Genomic DNA, 20719 nt, shown 5'->3' with positions numbered 1-20719 from the left:
GGCGGGGGCCGGATCCGCCGAACCTATCCGCCCGCTCCCCCGGTGGCCCGGACACCCGGGCGGGCACCGGGCGCCGGGTCACCCGATCGGGCGGCTGTGGGTGCCGGTTGCGGGTGGCGCGCTGTCAGGTGGCGCGCTGGCCGTGGAGGAGGACGGGCAGGGAGCGGCCGGCCAGCGCCTCCAGGACGCGGGCGGCCTGAGCAGGAGCCATGTGGGCGGGGATGTCGTTGGCGGGGACGAAGCGCGCGCCGTGCAGGCCGCTCCTGTTCTGCGGGGGGACGGTGAGGCGGACGTCGTCGGGCACGGTGCCGCCGTCGAAGACCAGGTTGAGGCGCTCCAGGTAGCGGTCGGCGGGGGTGAAGTCGACCGTGGTGACGTCGGTGAGGCGGGCGACGATGCCGGTCTCGGCGTGCAGGTGCCGGGCGGCGGCCAGGTGCGGGGGCTCGTTGGGCTTGGCGGAGCCGCCGGGCAGGATCAAGCCGTCCATGTAGTCCGGGTCGACGAGCAGGACGTCGCCGCGCTGGTTGCGGAGCAGGACGTGGCAACCGAGCCGGCACACGGGCGGCTTGGCGAGCAGACGGGGATCACGCATCGAAGAGGTTCACTTCCTGAGGACGACGAGGAGGACGACGGCGAAGCAGGCCCACCACAGGGACCGGGCGAGGAGGTCAGTCGTCATGCGTCAGACGCTCGTAGCGCAGGCCCTTGCGGAGCAGGTCGACCACGCGCAGCAGGTCCGGCGGGCGGGCCGAGCCGAGGTCGATCAGGTAGTTGCCGGTGAGGCGGCCGTACTCCCAGTCCACCTCGACCGAGGGCAGCTTGACGCCGCCGAGGGCGAGGACGGTGGTCAGGTCGTCCAGGACGCCGGCGGCCTGGCGGCGCTGCTCGGCGGTCGCACGGGAGAGCACGGAGTCCATCACCGCTCCCCCGGTCGCTTGTGGACCTCGAAGAGGCGCCAGGCGCTGTAGGCGTCGGAGAAGAAGGTGAACCCGGTGAGCTCACCGGTCGGTTGGCGCAGCCACTCGCCGCTGATCTCGTTGCGGACCCGGTAGCACTGGGCGTCGGGGTCGAAGCGGACACCGTAGCCGTGGAGACGGCGGGGCACCTTGTCGTCGGACATGGGATTGGAACCCTCTGCGATCGGAGTTTCACGTTCTGTGCATATGGTGGCCCGGCGGCACCTAGCATTGGAAGCGCAAACAACTTGACCTCGTGGTCAACGTGGATTTGGAGCAGCCATGGTGAACATCAAGGAGATCGACCCGGAGTCCGGTCCCTGGGCACCCTTCGCCGTCCAACTCCGCAACTCACGAAGGGCAAAGGGCCTCAAGCAGTTCCAGCTCGCCCGCAGGTGCGGAGTCAGCGCGTCGTACGTCTCGTTCGTCGAACTTGCACGTCGACCGCCGAGTAAGAAATTTGCTGCCAAGGCCGACGAAGTCCTGGAGACGGGCGGGACTTTGATGCTGATGTACTTTCAGGCCAAGCACACGGCCCTGGTGCCGGGCTTCCCCGAGTACGCCAACTACGAGGCGGCCGCAGAGAAGATCAGGCTCTTCGAGATCAACGTGATCCCTGGACTACTGCAGACCCGGGCCTACGCGGTCGCCTGGGAACAGGGCAACCTTCGGCGAGGCACCGTCACACCGGAACAGGCCCACGAGCGAATCGAGTTCCTGCTCGCCCGGCAACACATCTACGACCGGACACCGCCACCACTTCTGCACGCCGTGATCGACGAGAGCTGCCTCAGGCGGCCCATCGGCGGCCTAGACGTCATGGTCGAGCAGTTGCTTCACCTTGAAGAAATGGCCACGCGACCCAAGGTCATCATTCAGGTGGCACCGTATTCGCTGGGCGAGGACAGGCCGTTCACTCGACTGGTGCACCTCCTTACCATGCCCGACCGCAAAGCGCTCTCTTACGGCGAGACTGAGCAGCGCGGCTACCTCGATCGAGATGCTGAATCGATCACGGCGTTGGCCGACGACTACGATCGACTCGTGGCCGAGGCCCTGAGTCAGACACAATCGGTAGCCATGATCCGCGCGGTACGGAGGGATTTTGAATGGACGTCGACCTGAGTGCCGCCCGCTGGCGCAAGAGTTCGTACAGCGGTAGTGGCGGCACGTGCGTCGAGGTCGCCGACGACTACCCCGGCGTCATGCCCGTGCGCGACTCCAAGGACCCCTCCGGCCCGGCCCTCGTTTTCTCCTCTGCCGCCTGGCGGTCCTTCGTCACGGCCGTGCGCAGCGGCGAGTTCGACGCCCGCTGACCACCCCGCAGCGCACCGGAGTGGGAAGTCGGCCCCGCCGACTTCCCACTCACCCTCATGCCGTTCGGGTCAGGATGCTTCGGGCAGGAGTGCGGCGACCTCGCCCAGGACGCGGGCTGCCGGTGCCGGGTCGACCAGCCACTTGAGGTGGCTGCCGGTGAGCGTGCGGACGTCGTAGGGGTTCTCCGGCGTCAGTGCGTCGCCCTCGCGGATCATCCGGTCCTGCATGGCGAGCGGGATGCTGGTGTCCTCGGTCAGCCGGACGTACGTCCTGGGGATCCGCCCCCAGCTGCCGGCCTGCGCCCGGTCGTCGAGTGTGCCGGCGTCGAGGTTCTCGTCGGGCTGGAAGGTGTTGAGGAAGACCATGAACTCCTCGTCCGTCCCGTCGGCGAGGAAGGCCGCCTTGAAGGCCGCCAGGACGCCGGCATCGGCGGTGCGGAAGTTGCAGCGCAGCAGGCCGAGTTCGGCGGGGTTGGCGACCATCGCCGAGGCGAGGCCGGCGGCGTCGACCGTGGCCATCTCGGGTTCGGCGTAGTAGGCGCTGACGTCGAGGTCGACGGGGCACCAGGCGGAGACGTAGACGATGCGGTCGATCAGGTCGGGCCGCTGGTTGGCGGCGACGGTCGCCGTCATGCCGCCGCGGCTGTGGGAGACGAGGACGACGGGCCCGTTGTGCTTGGCCCGCTCCAGTACCGCGATGAGGTGTGCGGCGTTGTCGGCGAGGGTGACGCCCTTGATGGCGCCGGGCGTGGTGGCGAGGGCGGCGGGGTCCTGCGGTGCCTGGTAGGCGTGGGGGTAGGTCGCGGCGAAGCCGTGTCCCGGGAGGTCGACGGCGACCGAGCGGTGTCCGAGGAGGCCGAGTTCGGCCTGGAGGGGTGCGAAGGAGAAGGAGTTCGCGAAGGCTCCGTGGACCAGTACGAACGTCGGTGGCATCTGTTTACGACTCACTTTCCGGTCCGTTGCGGCGCCGGCGGCACGCGTGGCCGCTCCTCCCGCCGCAGGGACCTCTGGCATGGCAGGCGTCGGCGGGTCAAGCGCGGAGTCACACGGGCAGCGTGCGAACGGCCCCCCGTCGTCCGTGCGTTCACCCTACCCCGTCGAAGATCATCCGCAAGGGCCCGCGGGCGCCGGCTGTTCAGGCTTCGGCGCGCAGCCGGGTGCGGGTGCGCATGAGGATCCGGCCGAGCATGTTCTTGCCGGTGCCGGTCCGGCCGCGCCCCCAGTAGTGGTCGGTGGTGGTGTCCTCGACGATCTCCTCGTCGGCGGTGGCCAGCAGGATCGCGCGGATGTCCGCGTGGGTGCGGAACTTGGCCGTGACGGCCCGGCGCATCACGTCGTCCTTGACGCGCTCCCAGTCCCGGCGCAGCGGTTTGGAGGCGTCGCGGCCCAGCTCGGCGGCGCGCAGGGGTGTGCGGGCGCGGCGGATCAGGTCGGCGTGGCGGGTGCCGGTGAACTTCTGGGCCTGGAAGTAGTGTTCGGAGCTCGGCCAGGTGTGGCCGTCGAGTTCGAAGCCGTGGGCGGAGAAGTTGGAGAAGCAGCCGTAGGGGGCTTCGTCGGCACCGTAGAAGTAGATGGTCATCCTGGCCTCGTTGAGGGTCGCGGGAACGGGCACGGTGTCAGGCCGTGCGGCGCGTTCGCAAGCGGTTTCCGGTCGGTGGGGTGGCGGGTCGTGGCAGGTGGGGGGGAAGCATGGGTGAGGATCCGGTCGTCACGGCCGTGCGCAGCGGGGACGACGATGCGGTCCGGGTGCTGCTGGCGGGCGGGGCCGATCCGGAGGCCGTCGACGGGCGGGGGCTGTCCGCGCTGTGCCTGGCGGTGGCGGCGTTCGACTCCTCGGTGGCCGGTCACCTGGTGGAGGCCGGTGCGGATGCGCTGCGCCGGCTGCCGGACGGGAGCACGGCGCTGCTGCGGGCGGTCGACAGCGGCTCGGTCGCTCTCGTCCTCGCCGTGCTCGGTGAGGCGCCGCTGGACGGTGCCGCCGGTGCCGAACTGCTGGCGCGTGCCCGGCTGTGGCACGAGCGGGGGCCGGTCGCGGTGCTACGGGAGCGGACGGGGGCCTCGGGCCCGGTGGAGTACACCCGGGTGCGGGACCGGGACGGGGTGAGCTGGTGCCACGAGGTGCGGCTCGGCGGGCCGGCCGTCCACGACGGCCACGCCGGCGTGCTGACCGTCCTGGAGGAGCACCTCGGACTGCGCCCCGGCGTCGGGGAGTTGGCCGGCCGGGCGTGCGCACTGGAGCATCCGGACGGGGAGCACGCCTCCTGGCTGCAGATCGTCGGCACCCTCGCGGGCCGGCAGGACGACGCGACGTGGCGGGCCGCGGCGGCGCTGCGCGCCCACCCGGATCCGCTGCGCCGCCGCTTCGGTGCGCAGGTGCTGGCCTCGCTGCACCTCGGGGGCTACCGCCACGGCGTCCGCAGCCCGTTCCTGGGGCGCGCGCTGGAGCTCTTCCTCGACTGGGGGGCCGCGGAGGAGCACCCGGACGTCCTGGCCGAGGTCCTGGGCGGCCTGGCCCCGTTCACGGACCCCCGGATCCAGCCGCTGGGCCTCGCCCACGTCGGGCACCCCGCCGCGCAGGTGCGGGCCCGGGTGGCGGCTCTGCTGGAGAGCACGCCCTCGCGCGGCCTGGAGCGGTGGACGTACAGCCCCGAGGGGCTGGACGCGATGCTGCGCCTGGCCCGCGATCCCGACGCGGGTGTGCGTGAGGACGCCGTCTACCAGCTCGCCGACCGCAAGGACCCGTCGCCCGCGGTCGGGGACGCGCTGGCCGCCGCGCTGGACGACGAGGAGCAGGACATCCGCATCTGGGCGGTGTTCGGGCTGGCCGAGCGTGACGATCCGCGCTGCGTGGAGGGCGCCGGGCGGGTGGGGGCGGTGGCGGACCGTGCCGCCCGGGCCTGGATCCTGGACGCGCCCGCCCGCTTCGAGCGGCGCCGCCGCGAGCGGGAGGCCGCGGCCGCGTCGGAGTGACGGGCGCTCGGGGCGCTCTCACTCCGGGGCGGTTGTCCTGGCGTCGGCGGTCTCGGCCCGGGCGGTCTTGGCCTCGGCGCCGGCCCGGGGCGTCCCGTCGACCGCGACGCAGATGCCGAAGACGCGGTCGTGGCTCGTCCAGCCGTTGACCCGGCCCCGGTTGTTGCTGATCTGCACGCGTTTGCGGGCCGGGTCGAGGGCCGACACCAGGTGCAGGTAGACCGTCCCGGCGACCCTGGCCAGGACGATGTCCCCGGTCTCCAGCTTCGCCGGGTCCACCGGGGCGACGCGCACCGGCTGCCGGCTGCGGATCAGGGGGACCATCGAGGAACCGCTCGGCCGGAACTCGACGGTCGCCCCGCCCGCGACCCTGGCCGCCACTGCATCCAACGCACCCATCCGGCGATCGTGGCAGAGGGCGCCCGGCCGGGCCCACCGGTTTTCCGGCGGCGAGCCGCTCACTGCGCGTCGCCGCCGTTCGCCTCGGCGTCCGGGGCCTGCGCCGTCTGCTCCGTCTGCGCCGTCCGCACTGTCTGCGCCTGGGCGCGGGCCAGTTCGGCGCGGGCGCGCAGCAGCAGGCACCGGGCGTAGGTGTCGGCGACCCTCAGCGCGGCGGGCGCGGTCCCGAGCAGCAGCAGGGTCACGGGGTCCATCACGGCGGCGTACCTCCCGGTGCGTCCCGCCCTCGGCGGACCCCGGTCGGGGTGCCTGAGGCGGCTACCGGGAAGTGGCGTGCGCCGGCCGGGGCGTTTACCGCCCGGCCCGTGATTCCTTCCGGCAGCCCCTGCGAAGTGAACCCGATTGCCGGCCGGGGCCGTTGTCCCGGACCGGGGAGCCCGACGGGCACCTGCGCCGCTTCACTTGCCCGCGGGGGCTTCCGGCCTCCGCCCGACCGACGGGAACCACGAGTCCGTGCACGAAGTCTGGACCGGTGTGAACTCCGATACCCCGCAGAACGATCCGACACCGTCCGCGACTCCTCCCCCGATCAACCGCCGCCGGCTGCTGCTGAGCGCCGCCGGGGGCCTCGGCGCGCTCGCCGTGGCCGGCGGGACCGGCTGGTGGGCGAGCCGCGGCGAGGTGCGCGGCCCGCGGCTGTGGGCCTCGCCCGACCTGGGTGGACGGGTCGTACTGGCCGCCGGGGCGCAGCACGGGCTGTTCGCCTCGGGGTACGACGGCAGGGTGCGGGCGCTGGATCCGGCGACCGGTGCGGTGCGCTGGAGCCGGGTGGTGGGGGCGGCGGCGCCCGCGGACGGCCCGGACGGGTGGCAGCTGGCGAGTTCGGGCGGGTGGCCGCTGGCGGCGGGGGACGGCGTGGTGTGCGTGGCCTCCACCGCGGGTGTGCAGGTCCTGGACGCGGCGTCGGGTGAGCCGCGGTGGGAGGTGGCGGCGCCGGACTGGGACGAGTTCCCGTGGCGGCAGGAGCCGGTGGTCGGCGGGGGCCGGGTGTTCGCGGCCCACGGGACGTCGCTGCGCTGCTACGACGCGGTGGGCGGGGGGTTGTGCTGGAGCAGCGATCCGGGCGCCTCGGGGGTGCTGGCGCTGGCCGGGGGGACGGTGTTCGCGGGCGGCCGGTACGGGGGGCTGCTCGCGTTCGACGCGCGCAGCGGGGAGCGGCGGTGGGTGCAGGAGGCGGTCGACGGCACCGGTACCCCGCCCGTCGTCGAGCGGGGTGTCGTCCACGTCCTGCAGAACGGTCCGACGGTGGATTCGGCGACCGTCTTCGCGCTGGACGCGGCCACCGGTCGGGTGCTGTGGCAGCGCGGACGGCTGCCGGTGGCGGGGCCGTTGTCGGTCGCGGACGGGGCGGTGTGCCTGCTGAGCGGGGAACGGCTGGTGGCGTTGGACGCGGCCACGGGCGAGACGCGGTGGACGGCGCAGGTGCCGCGGGGTCTGGGGCGCGGGACGAGTTCGGCGGCCGCCGCGGACGGTACGGTGTACGTGGGGACGAACGACGACCGGCTGTTCGCGTTCGACCTGGTGACGGGCCGGGCGCGGTGGCGCGACGAGCCGCAGCGGCTGCGGGAGGACACGGAGTACACCCGGGTGTTCCTGGCGGCGGCCGGTTCGGCGGTCTTCCGGGGCAGCCGGACCGGTCTGCACGCGCTGGGGGCGCTGCCGTCGGCCTGATGTGACGGGGCGTGGCGTCCCGGCCCGGGGTCTCCGGCCGGGGTGTTCGGGAGTGGGACGTCGGACGGGCCGACTTCCCACTCCCGTTGCCTTTCCCGGTCTCGCCCGTGCGGTCGTCGGTCGTTGGTCGGCGGCCGGTGCCCGGGGGCCCGGCGTACGGGTGCGGGATCGTGGAGATGCGCTGGTCACGGGGCCGACCGGGGGCCGCGGCCGGGCCGCCGTTTGCTAGGCTCCGCCGCTCCGGGCAGTGGATCAAGGAGAGGCAGAGGCACGCGGTGGACCAGGAGCGCATGGAGCTGGCGTACGCGCCCACGGGTGAGGACTTCCGTGAGGCGATCGCCGCCCACGCCCGGCACACCACCGTCGGCCGGGTGGTGCGGGTGGCGGTGTGGGTGCCGGCCGCCGTCGCCGCGCTCGGCTGCGCGTCGGGGGCCGCGAGCGGCGCGACGCGCCTGTCGGACGTGGGGCTGGTGGCCCTGCTGGCGGCCACGGCGCTGTTCGCGCCGCGCTCCCAGGTGCTCTCGGCGCACCGGCGGGCGCAGCGGCGCGGCGGCCGGTACCGCGCGGTGGTGGACGGCACCGGGGTGAGCGTCACGGACGCGCGCGGCACCCGCGTGATGCCCTGGGCGCGGGTGCCGCGCTCGCTGGAGACCGAGCACCTGTTCGTGGTGCTGAACCGCAGCGGCAACTGCCTGGTCGTGCTGCCCAAGCGCGCCACCTCCGCCCCCGACGCGCTGCGCGCCCTGCTCGCCCGGCACACCACGCCGGTGGGCGGCGCGATGGGCGGCGGCGCTTCGGTCAGCGGTGCGGCGGTCAGCGGCGCGGGTTCGGCGGTGCGCTCGAAGTAACCCGCCAGGGCGCTGACGGTGGTGGCGGCACTGAGGGCGCTGACGGTGGTTCAGAAGCGGTCGGGCCCCGACCACTCGTACCAGTGGTCGCCGACCGGGGTGTACCCGTCGGGCGCGGGGGCGCCGGAGGGGAAGTAGGCGTAGCCGTGGCCGGCGAACACGCCGGTGCCGGAGACGGTGAACCTGACTCCGCCGCCGACGAGTTCGGCGTTGCCGATCGGCAGGCCGCCGATCCAGCCCGAGGCGCCGCGGGTCGTGCCGCCGTCGAGGGCCTGCTGGGCGGCGGCGGTCAGGGCGGGGCGGGCGAGGGCGAACCGGGCCTCGCGGGGCACGTCGGAGCAGGCCAGCGGCACCGCGATGCCGGCCACCAGCGGCGCGGCCACCCAGCGCCACCACCCGCCGCCCCCGACGCGGGCCGTACGCCCGTCCGCGGTACGCCCGTCCGCGGTGCGCCCGTCCGAGGTGAGCACCAGCTGCCGGACGGTCCAGGCGAACGGCAGCACGGCGAGCGCCGCCAGGCCCGCCCCGGACAAGCCGTAGTCCAGGCCCGGCACGCTCGCCCCCGCGACGACCGCGCCCGAGGCGAGCAGGCAGCCCAGCAGGGCGCTGTTGCCGGGGCGGTGGAAGCGCCGCACCCGGCGCCGTACGGCCGGGAACGCGGCCGGCGCCGCCGCGGCCAGGGCGAGCAGGACCAGGACCGGCGCCGGGAGCAGGTGGACCACGGCGAGCGGGAGCATCGCGAGCATGCCGGCGCTCGCGGTCAGCAGCGTCGCGACCAGGTGCGCGTAGCCGCCCGGTGCCGCGGCCACGGCGGCCAGCACGGCCGCCAGCAGCAGCGGCGCGCGGTAGCCGGGCTCGGTGAGGCGGCGGATCGCGGCGGCCCCGGCGGCGGGGGGAAGGAGGTGGTTCGTGTTCACGGCGACCATCCCTACCAGAGGGCGGATCCCCGTCGTACGGCGGACCCCTGACGGACCGGCGGTTCAGGGCGTCGCGGTGCGGGCGCGGCGGCCGGTCGGCGCGTCGGCGGCAGCGGGGCCCTCTCGACGCGGGCGGGCCCGGGGCCCCATCCTCGTCCCGGAGCGCACCGGCGCGGGCGCGCTCCGTCACCGCACCGCGTGACCGCAGGGCAGCGACCCCGCAGCAGCGGCCGCAGAACGGTGACCAGCACCAGCGACCCGCACCAGCGACCAGCATCAGCGCCAGCGACCTGTACCAGCGACCCGGCCGGTGAGCGCACCGGCGACCGCACCAGTGGAGGAGCCCCGTGGACCGTCTCGTCCTGGACCCGACCGGCCGTGACCGCGACGCCGAGACCGCCGAGCTGCACGCGCGCGGCCCCGCCACGCCCGTCGACATCCTGGGGGTGAAGGCCTGGGCGGTGGCCGACCCGGACGTGCTGGAGGGCCTGCTCAAGGACCCCCGGGTCTCCAAGGACCCGCTCCTGCACTGGCCGGCCTTCGCCGAGGTGGTCCCCACCTGGCCGCTGGCGCTGTGGGTGAGTGCCCGCAACATGTTCACCGCCCACGGCGCCGACCACCGCCGGCTGCGCCGCCTGGTGGGCAGCGCGTTCACCGCCCGCCAGGTCGGCGCACTGGCCGCGCGCGTCGAGCAGCTGACCGACGCCCTGCTGGACGACCTCGCCGCCGCCGGTCCGGACACGGTGGTGGACCTGCGCGAACGCCTGGCCTACCCGCTGCCGATCCGGGTGATCGCCGAACTCCTGGGCCTGCCCGACGACTTGAAGGACCGCTTCCGCGCCCGCGTCGACCGGGTCTTCGACACCACCCTCACCCCCGAGGAGTCCGCGGCCAACGCGGCGGAGTTCTTCGCCATGCTGGAGGGACTGATCGCCGCCAAGCGCCGCGAGCCGGGCGAGGACATGACCTCCCTGCTGATCGCCGCCCGCGACACCGAGAGCGAGGACGGCGCGGGCCGTGGGGGCGGCGAGGGCGGCGAGGGCAGCGCCCTGACCGAGGAGGAGCTGCGCGACACCCTGCTGCTGATCGTCTCGGCCGGCTACGAGACCACCGTCAACCTGATCGACAACGGCATCGCGAACCTGCTCACCCACCCCGACCAGCTCGCCCTGGTGCGCGCGGGCAAGGCCGGCTGGGACGACGTGGTCGAGGAGGCGCTGCGCCGCGACGCCCCGGTCGCGCACCTGCCGCTGCGCTACGCCGTCGAGGACATCGAGCTGCCCGGCGGCGTGACCATCCCCCGGGGCGAGGCGATCCTCGGCTCCTACGCCGCCGCCGGGCGCCACCCCGCCCGTCACGGTGACAGCGGCGCGGCCTTCGACGTCACCCGCCCGGCCAAGGACCACCTCGCCTTCGGCCACGGCCCGCACTTCTGCCTCGGCGCCCCGCTGGCCCGCCTGGAGGGGCGCACCGCGCTGCGCAGGCTCTTCGAGCGCTTCCCCGACCTCGCCCTCGCGCCGGGCACCGAGCTGCGGCCGGTCGAGTCGATGATCTCCAACGGGCACCACGCGCTGCCGGTGCTGCTCGGCGAGCAGGCACCGACGGCCCCCTGAGCAGCACCTGCCCACCCACCCCCGGCTCGCCCACCCACCCCCGGCTCCCCCGGCTCCCCCCGGCGGGGCCTGACCCGCGCGGAGCAGCGGGCGGGCCCGGGCCGGGCGGTCGTGCTAGCAATGGCGGCAGGGGCGGGGCCATCCGTACGGAGCACCCGAGGCACGTACGCACGCACTCGAAGCCGGAGACCCTCTTGTCGCACCACCTCAGCGGACCGAACCTGCGCTCGCCCGACGGCGACGCGCGCCTGGACCTGACCGACCTGTTCGCCTTCGCCGCGCCGGAGCCGGGCCGCACCGTGCTGATCATGAACGTCAACCCGGTCGCGCCGACCGGCGGGCAGGCCTTCCACCCGGAGGCGGTGTACCGGATCAACGTCGACACCGACGGCGACAACCGGGCCGACCTCGCGTTCAGCTTCACGTTCTCCGAACCGGTGGACGGGGCGCAGACCATGACGGTGCGGCGGGCCACCGGTGAGGGCGCGCGCGGGCACGAGGCGACGGGCGAGCCGCTGGTGTCGGGGGCGCCGGTGAGCTTCACGGGCACCCCGGCCGTGGTGGAGGCGGGCCCGTACCGGGTGAGCGCGGGGCTGCGCAGCGACCCGTTCTTCGCGGACCTGGACGGGATCGTGCACGAGTTCCGGTGGACGGGGGTGGACTGGGGCGCGGACAAGAACGTGTTCGGGATCGTGCTGGAGGCGCCGGACGCCGAGTTCGGTGCGGCGCCGCAGATCGGGGTGTGGGCGCGGGTGAGCGTGCGCAGGGACGGGCGGCTGGTGTCGGTGGACCGGGGTGCGCACCCGTCGCTGACGGCGTACTTCAACGAGGAGGACGTCAAGGACGCGTACAACGCCGGCGAGCCCGCCGAGGACTGGCAGACCTACCGCGAGCCGTGGACGGCCAGGCTGCAGCACTTCGGCGGGTACACCACGGACGCGGCCGAGGCGCAGCTGCGGATCGTGCTGCCGGACGTCCTGCGCTACGACCGCGCCCGCCCGGCCGGGTACCCGAACGGGCGCACGCTGAGCGACGACGTCACGTCGGCGCGGCTGTCGATGCTCACCGACGGGACGGTGCCCACCGATCACATCGGCCCGCACACCGACCTGCTGCCCGCCTTCCCGTACCTGGGCCACCCGCACTGAGCCCGGTGCCCGCCACCCCGGGCGCCGCGGTGCGCACGGCGGCCCGTAGGGTGGCGGGCATGTCCCTTCCCGTCGAACTGGTGATCTTCGACTGCGACGGCGTGCTGCTCGACAGCGAACGCCTGGCGGTCCGGGTGGACGAGCAGGTGCTGAAAGCGGTGGGGTGGCCGCTGACGCAGGAGGAGATCGTCGAACGTTTCCTCGGGCGCTCGCACGCCTACATGACCGCCGAGGTCGAGGCGCACGCGGGAGTCGTGCTGGAGCCCGGGTGGGACAAGCGCTTCCAGCACCTGTACGACGAGGCGTTCGCCGCCGAACTCGCCCCGGTGGAGGGGGTGACGGCGGCGCTGGCGGAGCTGGAGCGCGCCGGGACAACGGACTGCGTGGCCTCCTCCAGCAGCCACTCGCGGCTGCGCGCCACCCTCGGGCAGACCGGTCTGCTGCCGCGCTTCGCCGGACGGGTCTTCAGCTCCGAGGACGTGGAGCGCGGCAAGCCCGCCCCCGACCTGTTCCTGCACGCCGCGGCGACGATGGGCGTCGAGCCGGCCGCCTGCCTGGTGGTCGAGGACAGCAAGTACGGCGTCGCGGCCGCCCGCGCGGCGGGCATGCGGTCGCTGGGCTTCCACGGCGGGCTGACCCCCGAACACTGGCTCGCCGGGCCGGGCACCCGCACCTTCGCCGACATGCGCGAACTGCCCGCCCTGGTCGCCGCGGCGGCCGACCAGCCGCTGCCCTGACGGCGCCGCCCGGCTCCCCCGCCGGCCCCTTCCCTCCTCCGGCCTGCCCGGGGCCGCGGCCCCGGCTTTGAACGGGTTCGCCGCCCCGGGCCGTTGAGGAGGTTGGCGGGGGCCGGGCACATGTAGTGACAGGAGGCGGTGGCGTGGCGGGCGACCACACGGTCATCGAGCGGGTACGGCGGCTGGAGCAGGACGCGGACTGGGACCTCGCCCCCGCGTACGGGCCCGTGTCACCCCGGCCGGAGGCCGCGCCCCTGCCGGAGACCGGACCGCGGTGGCACGGGCCGCTGGACGCCATGGGCACGGTGCTGGTGCCCCCGGAGGCCCGGCCGCTGCCCGCCGCACTCCCCCCGCAGGCACCGCCCCCGCCGCCGCAGCCGCCGCAACACCTGCCGCCGCAACACCTGCCGCAGCCGCAGTCGGCCCTGCTCCTCGCCGTGCCGCCCGCGCCGCCCGTCCATCCCGCTGCGCCGGTCCAGGCGGCCCCGCCGGTCCAGGCGGCGCCGCACGCGCCGCACCCGCAAGCGGTCAACGCACCCGCCGCGCCCGCAGCGCGGCGGGGCCTGCGCGGGATCGGCCTCGGCGCCGCGCTCGGCCGGGGCGAGCGCGAACGGCTGGAGGCCGTCATCCGCACGCCGCTGCAGCGCTCCTACCGGATCGCCGTCGTCGGCCTCAAGGGCGGGGTGGGCAAGACCTCCGCGACGCTGGCCCTCGGCTCCGTCCTCGCCGAGACCCGGTCCGACAAGGTGATCGCCGTCGACGCCAACCCGGACACCGGCACCCTCAGCCGGCGGGTCCGCCGGGAGACCACGGCCACCGTCCAGGACCTGCTGGCCGCCGCGCCCTCGATCACCGGCTACATGGACATCCGCCGCTTCACCTCGCTGACCGCCAGCGGGCTGGAGGTCCTGGCCAACGACCCGGACCCGGCGGTCGCCACCGGCTTCGGCGGCGAGGACTACCGGCAGCTGGTCGACCTCCTCGCCCGCCAGTACCCGATCGTCCTCAGCGACTGCGGCACCAGCCTGCTGCACGGCTCCATGAGCGCCGTGCTCGACCTCGCCGACCAGCTGGTCATCGCCGCCACCACCAGCATCGACGGCGCGAGCGGCGCCGGCGCCACCCTGGAGTGGCTGCACGCGAACGGGTACGGCGCGCTGGCACAGCGCAGCGTGACCCTGATCTCCGGCGTCCGCGGCACCGGCCGGGCGGTGAAGGCGGAGCACATGGTCGCGCACTTCGAGCGGCTGTGCCGGGCCGCGGTCGTCCTGCCGTTCGACGAACACCTGGCCCTCGGCGGGACGTTCGACCCCGCGAAGCTGCGTCACCGCACCCGCCGCGCCCACCTCGAACTCGCCGCCGCGGTCGCCGAGGGGATGAACCTCGGCGCCGCACACCCCGCGCACCCGGTGCACCCGGTGCAGTCCGTGCACCCGGCGGGCCTCGCGCAGCCCTCGGGCTTCGCGGGCGGGCCCGTTCCCGCCTGCTAGCAGCCGCGTTCGACGCCGGTCACGCGACGGGACGTCATGTCGGCCGGGGGCGCGCCGTCATGGGCGTCCGGAGGCCGGGCGGGGTCCCGGGGGTTCACGCCATCGCCGACGTCCCCGGCCCCGGCCGGGGGCGGGCGGGTCAGGCCTGCCAGCGGCCGGGGCGCCAGGCGCGGCGGCGGCCGGCCGTGCAGACCAGCGCGGTGCCGGTGATCAGGGCCACGGCGGTGAGGACGGCGCCCGCAGTCATGATCGCCTCGCGGCCGGCCGGGTCGGGGGGCGGCGGTCGGAGTGCGGCCGTGGTCGGGGCCGGGCGGGCGGACGGCGCGGGGGCGGGTGCGGGGGCGCCGACGGCGGCTGCCGGGTCGACCGTGCCGTAGCCGAGGCGAGGGTCGGGCAGGGCGGTGCCGGGGTGGTAGGCGGTGGCGGTGAGGCGGTCCTTCAGCTGGGCCGGGCCGAGGTCGGGCCGGTAGCCGAGGACCAGGGCGGCGGTGCCGGCGACCACGGCGGCGGCGAAGCTGGGGCCCGAGCCGGTGAAGTAGCCCTTGCCGCCGGGTCCGACGCTCATCATGGCGTCCCCGGGGGCCACCAGGTCGATGCGTCCGGACCCGCCGGAGGCACCGCCGGAGCCGCCGGACCCACCGGACCCACCGGACCCACCGGAGTCCGAACCGCCGCCGGGCGGGGCGCCGTTCGGGGCCAGGTCGGACACCGTGAGCACCTGCGCGGGGGCCTGGGCGGCGCCGGGGCCGCCGCCCTGGTCGGGTGCGGCCGGGGCGACCACCAGGGCGCCCTTGCCGTCGGCGTAGCGGACCGCGCCGGCCAGGTCCTCGTTGCCCGCCGCGACGGGCAGGGCGACCGCGATCACCCGGGCGCCGCCGTCGGCCGCGTCGCGGATGCCCTTGGCCAGCAGGGCGGCGGTGGTGTTCCCGGCGTCGTCGGTCACGGCGACGGCGAGGATCCGCGCCTCGGGGGCGATGCCCGTGAAGCCGACGCCGTCACGGTGGCGGGCGGCGATCAGCCCGGCCAGGAAGGTGCCGTGGCCGACGCAGTCGCGGGTGGAGCCGCCGTCGCCGTACTCGCGCGGTCCCGGCACCAGGCGCTCGCCCAGGACGCCGGAGGCCGGGTCGACGCCGGAGCCGACGACGGCGACGGTCACGCCGGCGCCGCGGCCGAGCTGCCAGGCGGTCTCGGGGCGCAGGAAGGCCTGGGCCCAGGGCATCCGGTCGGTGTCCTTGTCGGAGGGTTTCACGCAGCCGTCCGTGCGGCCGGTACCCCGGTTCTGCCCGATCACGGGCAGCGCGGCGTCGCCGCCGGAGGGGGCGGGGCCGGGGCGGGCGGTGCCCGGCGCGGCGGGTGTGCCGGCGACGGGGACGCCCGCGACCGGGGCGCCGGGCAGCGGGGCGCCGGGGGCCGGGGCGCCGGGGGCGGCGCCGGCCGGGGTGGCCGGCGCCAGCAGGACGGCGCAGCACAGTGCGGCGGCGGCCGTCGCCGGGAGGGGCCCGGCGCGGCGCGGACGGGGGCGACCGCCCGTCACGCGCCGCTCCGCTGGAGCAGTGCGGGGATGTCCTGCGGGAGCAGCAGGCTCAGCTCCGACACGTCGCCGATGTCGAGCCGGGCGAGGCGGCCGGCCTGGCGGGTGATCATCGCTTCGAGGGTCTGGCGGGCGAAGCGGCCGTTGCCGAAGGTGCGGTCGCGCGGGACGGCTTCGCACAGCTGTGCCAGGGCGGTGAGGGTCTCGGGGGCGCAGACGTAGCCGGCCTGTTCGGCCTGCAGCCGCACGATGGTGACGAGTTCGTCGGCGCTGTAGTGGTCGAAGGCGATCTGCTGGGAGAAGCGGGAGGCGAGGCCGGGGTTGGAGGCGAGGAAGCCCTGCATCTCCTCCTGGTAGCCGGCGACGATCACCACGACCTCGTCGCGGTGGTCCTCCATGAGTTTCATCAGGGTGTCGACGGCCTCCTGGCCGAAGTCGCCGCCGGAGCCGCCGCCGCGCGGGGTGAGGGTGTAGGCCTCGTCGATGAACAGGACGCCGCCGCGGGCGCGTTCGAAGGCGTCGCGGGTGAGCTGCGCGGTGTGGCCGATGTAGCGCCCGACCAGGTCGGCGCGGGCGGTCTCGACGAGGCGGCCGCCGGGCAGGACGCCGAGTTCGGCGAGGAGTTCGCCGTAGAGCCGGGCGACGGTGGTCTTGCCGGTGCCGGGCGGGCCGGCGAAGACCAGGTGGTGGCTGATCTTCGCGGTGGGCAGTCCGGCCTGTTCGCGGCGGCGGACCTGGGTGATCAGGTTGACCAGGTTCTCGACCTGTTCCTTGGCGGCGGTGAGGCCGACCATCGAGCGCAGCTGTTCCAGCAGTGCGGTGCTCCCGCCGCCGTCGGCGCCCGCCGCGCCGGTGTCGGCGCGGGCCGCGGCGGCGGCCTCGGCGCCGAGGTCCTCGGGCAGCAGCAGCGGCAGGTCGGCGTCGGTGACCTCGGCGAGTCCGGCGAGGCGGGAGGCCTGCCGGTCGACCATCTCCTCGAAGACCTTGCGGGCGGCGCGGCCGTTGCCGAAGTCGGCGCCCTTGGGCATGCGGGTGAAGTGCGTGCCGAGCGCGTCGACGGCGGCGGCGTCGAGTTCGTAGCCGTGGGCGGCGGCGGCCCGTTCGACGATGGTGACCAGTTCCTCGGGCGCGTAGTTGCGGAACTCGACGGTGCGGCTGAAGCGGGAGGCCAGGCCGGGGTTGGAGGCGAGGAAGTCGCGCATCTCGTCCGAGTACCCGGCGACGATCACCACCACGTCGTCGCGGTGGTCCTCCATCAGCTTGACCAGGGTGTCGATGGCCTCGCGGCCGAAGTCCGGTCCGGTGCCGCCGGATCCGGCGGACAGCGCGTACGCCTCGTCGACGAACAGGACGCCGCCGAGCGCGGACTGGAAGACCTCGGTGGTCTTGATCGCGGTGCCGCCGACGATCGAGGCGACCAGGTCGGCGCGGGCGACCTCGACGAGGTGGCCGTCGCGCAGCACGCCGAGTTCGGCGAGGATGGCGCCGTAGAGGCGGGCGACGGTGGTCTTCCCGGTGCCGGGGGGCCCGGCGAAGATCAGGTGGCGGCCCATCGGCAGGGCGGGCATCCCGGCCTGTTCGCGGCGCCGGGCCAGCTTGTTGAGGTTGACCAGGGTGGCGACCTGTTCCTTGACGCCCTCCAGGCCGACCAGGGCCTGCAGGGCGGCCTGCGGTCCCTCCGGCTCGGGCGGCGGCGGGGCGGCGGCCGGGTCCGGTGCCGGGTCGGCGGTGTCGTCGCCGGCCGGGCCGTGGCCGGTGTCACCGGGGGCGCCGGGGGCGCCGGCCGGGCGGGCGGCGGCGGGGCCGTCCTCGGCTCCGGCGCCGGCGGTGCCGTGGCTGTCGGCGCGGCCGTTGTCGCGGCTGGTGAGGTCCTGCACGGCGAGCCGGCCGCCGGCCCTGGTCTGGCGCAGCCCCGAGCCGCGGTTGCCGGCGACGGTGCAGCCGGTGATCCGCACGGGTTCCTCGGAGTCCACGCGCAGGCCGTCGCCGGCGTTGTCGGTGACTTCGCAGCCGGTCAGCGCGGCCCGGCTGCCCGGGCCCAGCAGCACGCCGTGGCGGCGGTTGCCGTGCACCCGGCCGCGGGCCATGGTGAGTTCGCCGCCGTCCTCGACCAGGACGCCCTCGCCGGTCCATTCGGCGATGTCGCAGTCGCGCAGGGAGGCGACGCCGCCGGGGCCGACCTCGACGCCGGTGACCGCGGTGGCCTTGCCGGGGCCGGCGGCGGGCGGGCCGCCGCGCAGGGTGGTGCCGCCGACCTGGGTGTTGCCGCCGTCGGCGACGTGCAGCGCGGCCTGTCCGGTGGCGGACAGCACGCAGGACTCCAGCCGTCCGCGGCCTTCCCGCAGGACCTCGACGCCGTGGCCGCGCACCTCGGCGACGTCCAGGCGGCGCAGCAGCGGGTTGGCGCCGTCGCGGACGCTGACGCCCGGTCCGGCGGCGCCGCGCACCTCCAGGCGGTCGAACTCGGCGGCGCTCTCGCCGGTGAGTTCGACGCCCGCGCCGGCGCTGTCGGCGACGGCGGTGCGGGTCAGGGCGGGGCTGGAGGATTCGTCGACCAGGATGCCGGTGGTCTCGGCGGCGGAGACCTCGCACTCCTCGAAGCGGCCGCGGGAGCGGCCGGTGACGTGGATGCCGTGGCCGCGGGTGCGCACGGTGCGGCAGCGGCGTACCAGCGGGTCGGTGCCGCCGGCCAGGACCAGGCCGTGGCCGCGGGTGGCGCTGACGGTGCAGTCCTCCAGGAGGACCTGGGCGGCGGAGGAGACGTAGACGCCGATGGAGGCGTCGCGGACGGTGGTGCGCAGGACGCGGGTGGTGCTGTTCTCCTCCAGGGCGATGCCGGGTTTGTCGGTGGCGGAGATCTCGCAGTCCTCGATGGAGCCGCGGCCCTCGCCGTTGGCGCAGACGCCGTTGCCGCGGGCGTCGCGCATGACGCAGCCGCGGACGACGGGGTTGGCGCGTTCGCCGATGACGACGGCGGAGCTGCCGAGGTGTTCGATGACGCAGTCCTCGATGACGCTGGTGCCGGTGGAGGTCTCGACGATGCCGGCGCCGGCGGGGTTGACGACGCGGCAGCCGCGCATGGCGAGCGAGCCCTGCTGGCGGGTGAGGACGGCGGTCCAGGAGTTGCCGGCGACCTCGCAGTCCTGGAGCGCGGCCTGGCCGCGGGGGACGTCGACGGTGGGCAGTTCCTCGTCCTGGCCCTGGAGGACGAGGCCGGTGAGCTGGACGGCCTCGGCGACGACCTGGACGACGGCGCCGCGCCGCGGGGAGACGCGGACGCTGCCGCGGGCCTCCTCGGCGGTGATGGTGACCATCTTGGTGATCACCAGGTTCTCCTCGTAGCGGCCGGGGCGGACGCTGATGACCGCTCCGCTGCGGGCCGCCTCCAGGGCGGCGCCGATCGTGCGGTAGCCGCCGTCGCTCGGCTCCGCACAGACCGTCAGCACGTGGCGGGTCATGGGGCGTTCTCCTCCGTCGTTCGTGGGGCTGTGGTGCTGTGGTGCTGTGGTGCTGTGGTGCTGTGGTGCGGGTCGCCGGGGCGGGGCGGGGCGGGCCGGGGCTCGCCGGGGCGGGGCGGGACGGGCCGGGCCGGGTCAGCCGGTGCAGTTGGCCCTGACGGCGGAGGCGGCGTGGTGGGCGTAGGTCACGGTGCCGCCCTTCCAGTCCTCGCCGCGGCTGTGCAGCACCACGGCGATCCTGCCGCCGCTGAGCGGGAAGGTGCCCGCGGAGACCCACTGGCCCCTGCTGGCGACCTGGTTCACCTGGAAGGTCCGGTTCTGCACGGTGTAGTAGGTCGGGGCGCCGCCGACCGCCTTGAGGTCGCCGTTGGGCACGTAGACCGACAGGTTGCAGGTGCCGGTGGTGAGCGAGCCGGTGTTGAAGGTCCACACCACCGTGTTGCTCTTGTCGTCGTTCGCGTCGCCGGACATCGGCACCGAGGTGAAGCCGCCGCTGCAGCCGTCGCCGGTGTAGCCGCCGGAGTTCTTCCGCCAGCCCTCCTGGCCCTTGTCGTACCAGCCGTTGAGCTGCATGGAGGTGGAGCCGCCGCAGCCGGGGCCCGCCACGGCGTTGTAGGTGGGCGGGGGCGGCGGGGCCGGCTGGGTGGTCTTGGCCGGGGGCTGGGCGGCCGGGGGCTGCTGGGCGGCGGGCGGCTGCTGGGGCTGGGGCTTCGGCGCGCCGGCGCCCTGGCCGGTGCCCGGTGCGGCGCCCTGGCCGCCGCCCTGGGCCGGTGCGGGCGCGCCCGCCTGGGCGGGGGCGCCGCCGGTGGCGGGGCGGCCGGCCGACGGTGCGCCCTGGCCCGGGTCGGGGGCCGGGGCGGCGAAGGGCAGGGCGGCCGCGGCGGCTCCGGCGGCGGCGGGCACGACGCCCTCCCCGGGCGGAGGTCCGCCGGCCGGCTGGGCGGGCTGCCCGTCCTGGCCCGGCTGCAGGGGCTGGTCGCCGGGCGGGTTGCCGGGCGTGTCGGCGCCCGGCACGTAGCCGTCGCCGCCGTCCGGCTGGGAGTACCCGCCGGGCGGCGGGCCGTCGGCGCCCGGCGTGCCGGGGCCGTTCCCGCCGAACCCGGAGACGCCCAGCGGCACACCGACCAGCACCAGGCCGGCGATCACCGCGGCGGCCACCATCGGCTTGGGGATGCGGCGCTGGCCGCCCTCCTCCTCGGCCGCCCCCGCCGGTGCGGGCTCGGCGCTCACCCCGGCGCGGGAGCGCCCCGCCGCCGCGGCCCGGGCGGCCGTGGTCCCGATCGTGGGCACCGGCCCGGCGGCGCCCACCGCCGCGGGCGCCTGCTCCTCGGCGCGGGGCGCGCCCTCCGCCGGCTTCCCGGACTCCTCGGCCGGCTCGGGCACGGCCCAGGCCACGGCGGGCAGTTGGATACCCCCGCCCGACGGCTGACTCTCCCGGCCGCTGCGCACCTTGCCCACCCAGGCCTCCTGGCCCTCGACGACGACACCCGACAGGGGCGGCCCGCACCGGCCTCACCGGTCGCGGCGCAGTGGCCCCTCTCCTGACCGACGGCCGGGGCGGCCCGGCGGGTTCAGCGGGTGGCGCGCGGCGACTGCGGGGCGCGA

At 75.6% G+C, this 20719-nt stretch carries 20 protein-coding genes; 9 read left to right on the top strand and 11 right to left on the bottom strand.

Translation table 11 applies throughout. The annotated features are described in order from the left end of the window. Positions 1 to 124: 124 nt before the first annotated feature. The 3 genes from ACIRST_RS25780 to ACIRST_RS25770 form a co-directional block, all read right to left on the bottom strand. Positions 125 to 592: an NUDIX domain-containing protein gene (locus tag ACIRST_RS25780; RefSeq protein WP_350519427.1), complete on the bottom strand. Its 468-nt coding sequence runs from the start codon at positions 590 to 592 to the stop codon at positions 125 to 127. A gap of 76 nt (positions 593 to 668) precedes the next feature. Further along, positions 669 to 917 (bottom strand): hypothetical protein, encoded by a 249-nt coding sequence (locus ACIRST_RS25775; protein ID WP_402804625.1) that lies wholly within the window; start codon positions 915 to 917, stop codon positions 669 to 671. Beyond that, entirely contained in the window at positions 917 to 1120 is a 204-nt protein-coding gene (locus tag ACIRST_RS25770) for a hypothetical protein (protein WP_350519425.1), read from the bottom strand. Before ACIRST_RS25770 ends, ACIRST_RS25775 begins: the two co-directional genes overlap by 1 nt. Positions 1121 to 1238: 118 nt before the next feature. Here ACIRST_RS25770 and ACIRST_RS25765 point away from each other — a divergent pair, with 118 nt between their 5' ends. Continuing rightward, positions 1239 to 2081, top strand: coding sequence for a helix-turn-helix transcriptional regulator (locus ACIRST_RS25765; RefSeq protein ID WP_350519424.1), 843 nt, complete (start codon positions 1239 to 1241; stop codon positions 2079 to 2081). Beyond that, positions 2066 to 2272 (top strand): DUF397 domain-containing protein, encoded by a 207-nt coding sequence (locus ACIRST_RS25760; RefSeq protein ID WP_350519423.1) that lies wholly within the window; start codon positions 2066 to 2068, stop codon positions 2270 to 2272. Before ACIRST_RS25765 ends, ACIRST_RS25760 begins: the two co-directional genes overlap by 16 nt. A gap of 69 nt (positions 2273 to 2341) precedes the next feature. On the opposite strand, the gene ACIRST_RS25755 is transcribed toward ACIRST_RS25760, so the two are convergent. Together ACIRST_RS25755 and ACIRST_RS25750 are read right to left on the bottom strand one after the other, a co-directional pair. Next, positions 2342 to 3205: an alpha/beta fold hydrolase gene (locus tag ACIRST_RS25755; protein WP_402804622.1), complete on the bottom strand. Its 864-nt coding sequence runs from the start codon at positions 3203 to 3205 to the stop codon at positions 2342 to 2344. 202 nt (positions 3206 to 3407) lie between these two features. Next, the gene (locus tag ACIRST_RS25750; protein WP_402804620.1) at positions 3408 to 3851 is read right to left on the bottom strand and encodes an NADAR family protein; all 444 of its coding nucleotides are present in this window, start codon (positions 3849 to 3851) and stop codon (positions 3408 to 3410) included. A 110-nt stretch (positions 3852 to 3961) separates the two neighbouring features. On the opposite strand from ACIRST_RS25750, the gene ACIRST_RS25745 reads away from it, so the two are divergent. Then, positions 3962 to 5242, top strand: coding sequence for a HEAT repeat domain-containing protein (locus ACIRST_RS25745; RefSeq protein WP_402804618.1), 1281 nt, complete (start codon positions 3962 to 3964; stop codon positions 5240 to 5242). Positions 5243 to 5260: 18 nt separating this feature from the next. Here ACIRST_RS25745 and ACIRST_RS25740 read toward each other — a convergent pair whose 3' ends face one another. Both ACIRST_RS25740 and ACIRST_RS25735 read right to left on the bottom strand, forming a co-directional pair. Further along, on the bottom strand, positions 5261 to 5641 hold the full coding sequence (locus ACIRST_RS25740; RefSeq protein WP_350519419.1) for a S26 family signal peptidase: 381 nt from the start codon (positions 5639 to 5641) through the stop codon (positions 5261 to 5263). A 59-nt stretch (positions 5642 to 5700) separates the two neighbouring features. Continuing rightward, positions 5701 to 5895 carry a hypothetical protein gene (locus ACIRST_RS25735; protein WP_402804616.1) on the bottom strand — a complete coding sequence of 65 codons (195 nt, stop codon included), beginning with the start codon at positions 5893 to 5895 and terminating at the stop codon, positions 5701 to 5703. 280 nt (positions 5896 to 6175) lie between these two features. Here ACIRST_RS25735 and ACIRST_RS25730 point away from each other — a divergent pair, with 280 nt between their 5' ends. Then, a complete protein-coding gene (locus ACIRST_RS25730; RefSeq protein WP_402804614.1) occupies positions 6176 to 7372 on the top strand; it encodes a PQQ-binding-like beta-propeller repeat protein in 1197 nt (398 codons plus the stop codon). Between the two features lie 275 nt (positions 7373 to 7647). Then, positions 7648 to 8220, top strand: a complete 573-nt coding sequence (locus ACIRST_RS25725; protein ID WP_402804612.1) for a YcxB family protein — start codon at positions 7648 to 7650, stop codon at positions 8218 to 8220. 50 nt (positions 8221 to 8270) lie between these two features. Here the strand turns inward: ACIRST_RS25725 and ACIRST_RS25720 are convergent, their stop codons facing one another. Next, complete coding sequence (locus ACIRST_RS25720; protein ID WP_350519415.1) at positions 8271 to 9137, bottom strand: hypothetical protein; 867 nt, start codon at positions 9135 to 9137, stop codon at positions 8271 to 8273. A 347-nt stretch (positions 9138 to 9484) separates the two neighbouring features. On the opposite strand from ACIRST_RS25720, the gene ACIRST_RS25715 reads away from it, so the two are divergent. The 4 genes from ACIRST_RS25715 (at position 9485) to ACIRST_RS25700 (ending at position 14125) form a co-directional block, all read left to right on the top strand. Further along, complete coding sequence (locus ACIRST_RS25715) at positions 9485 to 10750, top strand: cytochrome P450 (protein WP_350519414.1); 1266 nt, start codon at positions 9485 to 9487, stop codon at positions 10748 to 10750. Positions 10751 to 10944: 194 nt separating this feature from the next. Further along, entirely contained in the window at positions 10945 to 11898 is a 954-nt protein-coding gene (locus tag ACIRST_RS25710) for a DUF4331 family protein (protein WP_350519413.1), read from the top strand. Positions 11899 to 11957: 59 nt separating this feature from the next. Next, positions 11958 to 12635: an HAD family hydrolase gene (locus ACIRST_RS25705; protein WP_402804609.1), complete on the top strand. Its 678-nt coding sequence runs from the start codon at positions 11958 to 11960 to the stop codon at positions 12633 to 12635. A gap of 143 nt (positions 12636 to 12778) precedes the next feature. Further along, on the top strand, positions 12779 to 14125 hold the full coding sequence (locus ACIRST_RS25700; RefSeq protein WP_402804607.1) for a MinD/ParA family protein: 1347 nt from the start codon (positions 12779 to 12781) through the stop codon (positions 14123 to 14125). A gap of 139 nt (positions 14126 to 14264) precedes the next feature. Here ACIRST_RS25700 and ACIRST_RS25695 read toward each other — a convergent pair whose 3' ends face one another. The 3 genes from ACIRST_RS25695 to ACIRST_RS25685 all read right to left on the bottom strand — a co-directional run bounded on the left by ACIRST_RS25695 (position 14265) and on the right by ACIRST_RS25685 (position 20572). Beyond that, entirely contained in the window at positions 14265 to 15659 is a 1395-nt protein-coding gene (locus ACIRST_RS25695; protein ID WP_402804605.1) for a S8 family serine peptidase, read from the bottom strand. After that, entirely contained in the window at positions 15656 to 19114 is a 3459-nt protein-coding gene (locus ACIRST_RS25690) for a right-handed parallel beta-helix repeat-containing protein (protein WP_402804602.1), read from the bottom strand. Before ACIRST_RS25690 ends, ACIRST_RS25695 begins: the two co-directional genes overlap by 4 nt. A gap of 135 nt (positions 19115 to 19249) precedes the next feature. Beyond that, positions 19250 to 20572: a hypothetical protein gene (locus ACIRST_RS25685; RefSeq protein ID WP_402804600.1), complete on the bottom strand. Its 1323-nt coding sequence runs from the start codon at positions 20570 to 20572 to the stop codon at positions 19250 to 19252. Positions 20573 to 20719 lie beyond the last annotated feature (147 nt).

The organism is Kitasatospora sp. NPDC101447 (genome assembly GCF_044767225.1).
GTDB lineage: Bacteria > Actinomycetota > Actinomycetes > Streptomycetales > Streptomycetaceae > Kitasatospora.
This window is presented reverse-complemented; position numbering and strand designations above follow the sequence as displayed.

Coding starts and splice junctions, on each gene's coding strand:
- ACIRST_RS25740 (WP_350519419.1), bottom strand. CDS start 5,641: ATGGGTGCGTTGGATGCAGTGGCGGCCAGGGTCGCGGGCGGGGCGACC.
- ACIRST_RS25780 (WP_350519427.1), bottom strand. CDS start 592: ATGCGTGATCCCCGTCTGCTCGCCAAGCCGCCCGTGTGCCGGCTCGGT.
- ACIRST_RS25765 (WP_350519424.1), top strand. CDS start 1,239: ATGGTGAACATCAAGGAGATCGACCCGGAGTCCGGTCCCTGGGCACCC.
- ACIRST_RS25775 (WP_402804625.1), bottom strand. CDS start 917: ATGGACTCCGTGCTCTCCCGTGCGACCGCCGAGCAGCGCCGCCAGGCC.
- ACIRST_RS25760 (WP_350519423.1), top strand. CDS start 2,066: ATGGACGTCGACCTGAGTGCCGCCCGCTGGCGCAAGAGTTCGTACAGC.
- ACIRST_RS25705 (WP_402804609.1), top strand. CDS start 11,958: ATGTCCCTTCCCGTCGAACTGGTGATCTTCGACTGCGACGGCGTGCTG.
- ACIRST_RS25750 (WP_402804620.1), bottom strand. CDS start 3,851: ATGACCATCTACTTCTACGGTGCCGACGAAGCCCCCTACGGCTGCTTC.
- ACIRST_RS25690 (WP_402804602.1), bottom strand. CDS start 19,114: ATGACCCGCCACGTGCTGACGGTCTGTGCGGAGCCGAGCGACGGCGGC.
- ACIRST_RS25735 (WP_402804616.1), bottom strand. CDS start 5,895: ATGGACCCCGTGACCCTGCTGCTGCTCGGGACCGCGCCCGCCGCGCTG.
- ACIRST_RS25745 (WP_402804618.1), top strand. CDS start 3,962: ATGGGTGAGGATCCGGTCGTCACGGCCGTGCGCAGCGGGGACGACGAT.
- ACIRST_RS25770 (WP_350519425.1), bottom strand. CDS start 1,120: ATGTCCGACGACAAGGTGCCCCGCCGTCTCCACGGCTACGGTGTCCGC.
- ACIRST_RS25755 (WP_402804622.1), bottom strand. CDS start 3,205: ATGCCACCGACGTTCGTACTGGTCCACGGAGCCTTCGCGAACTCCTTC.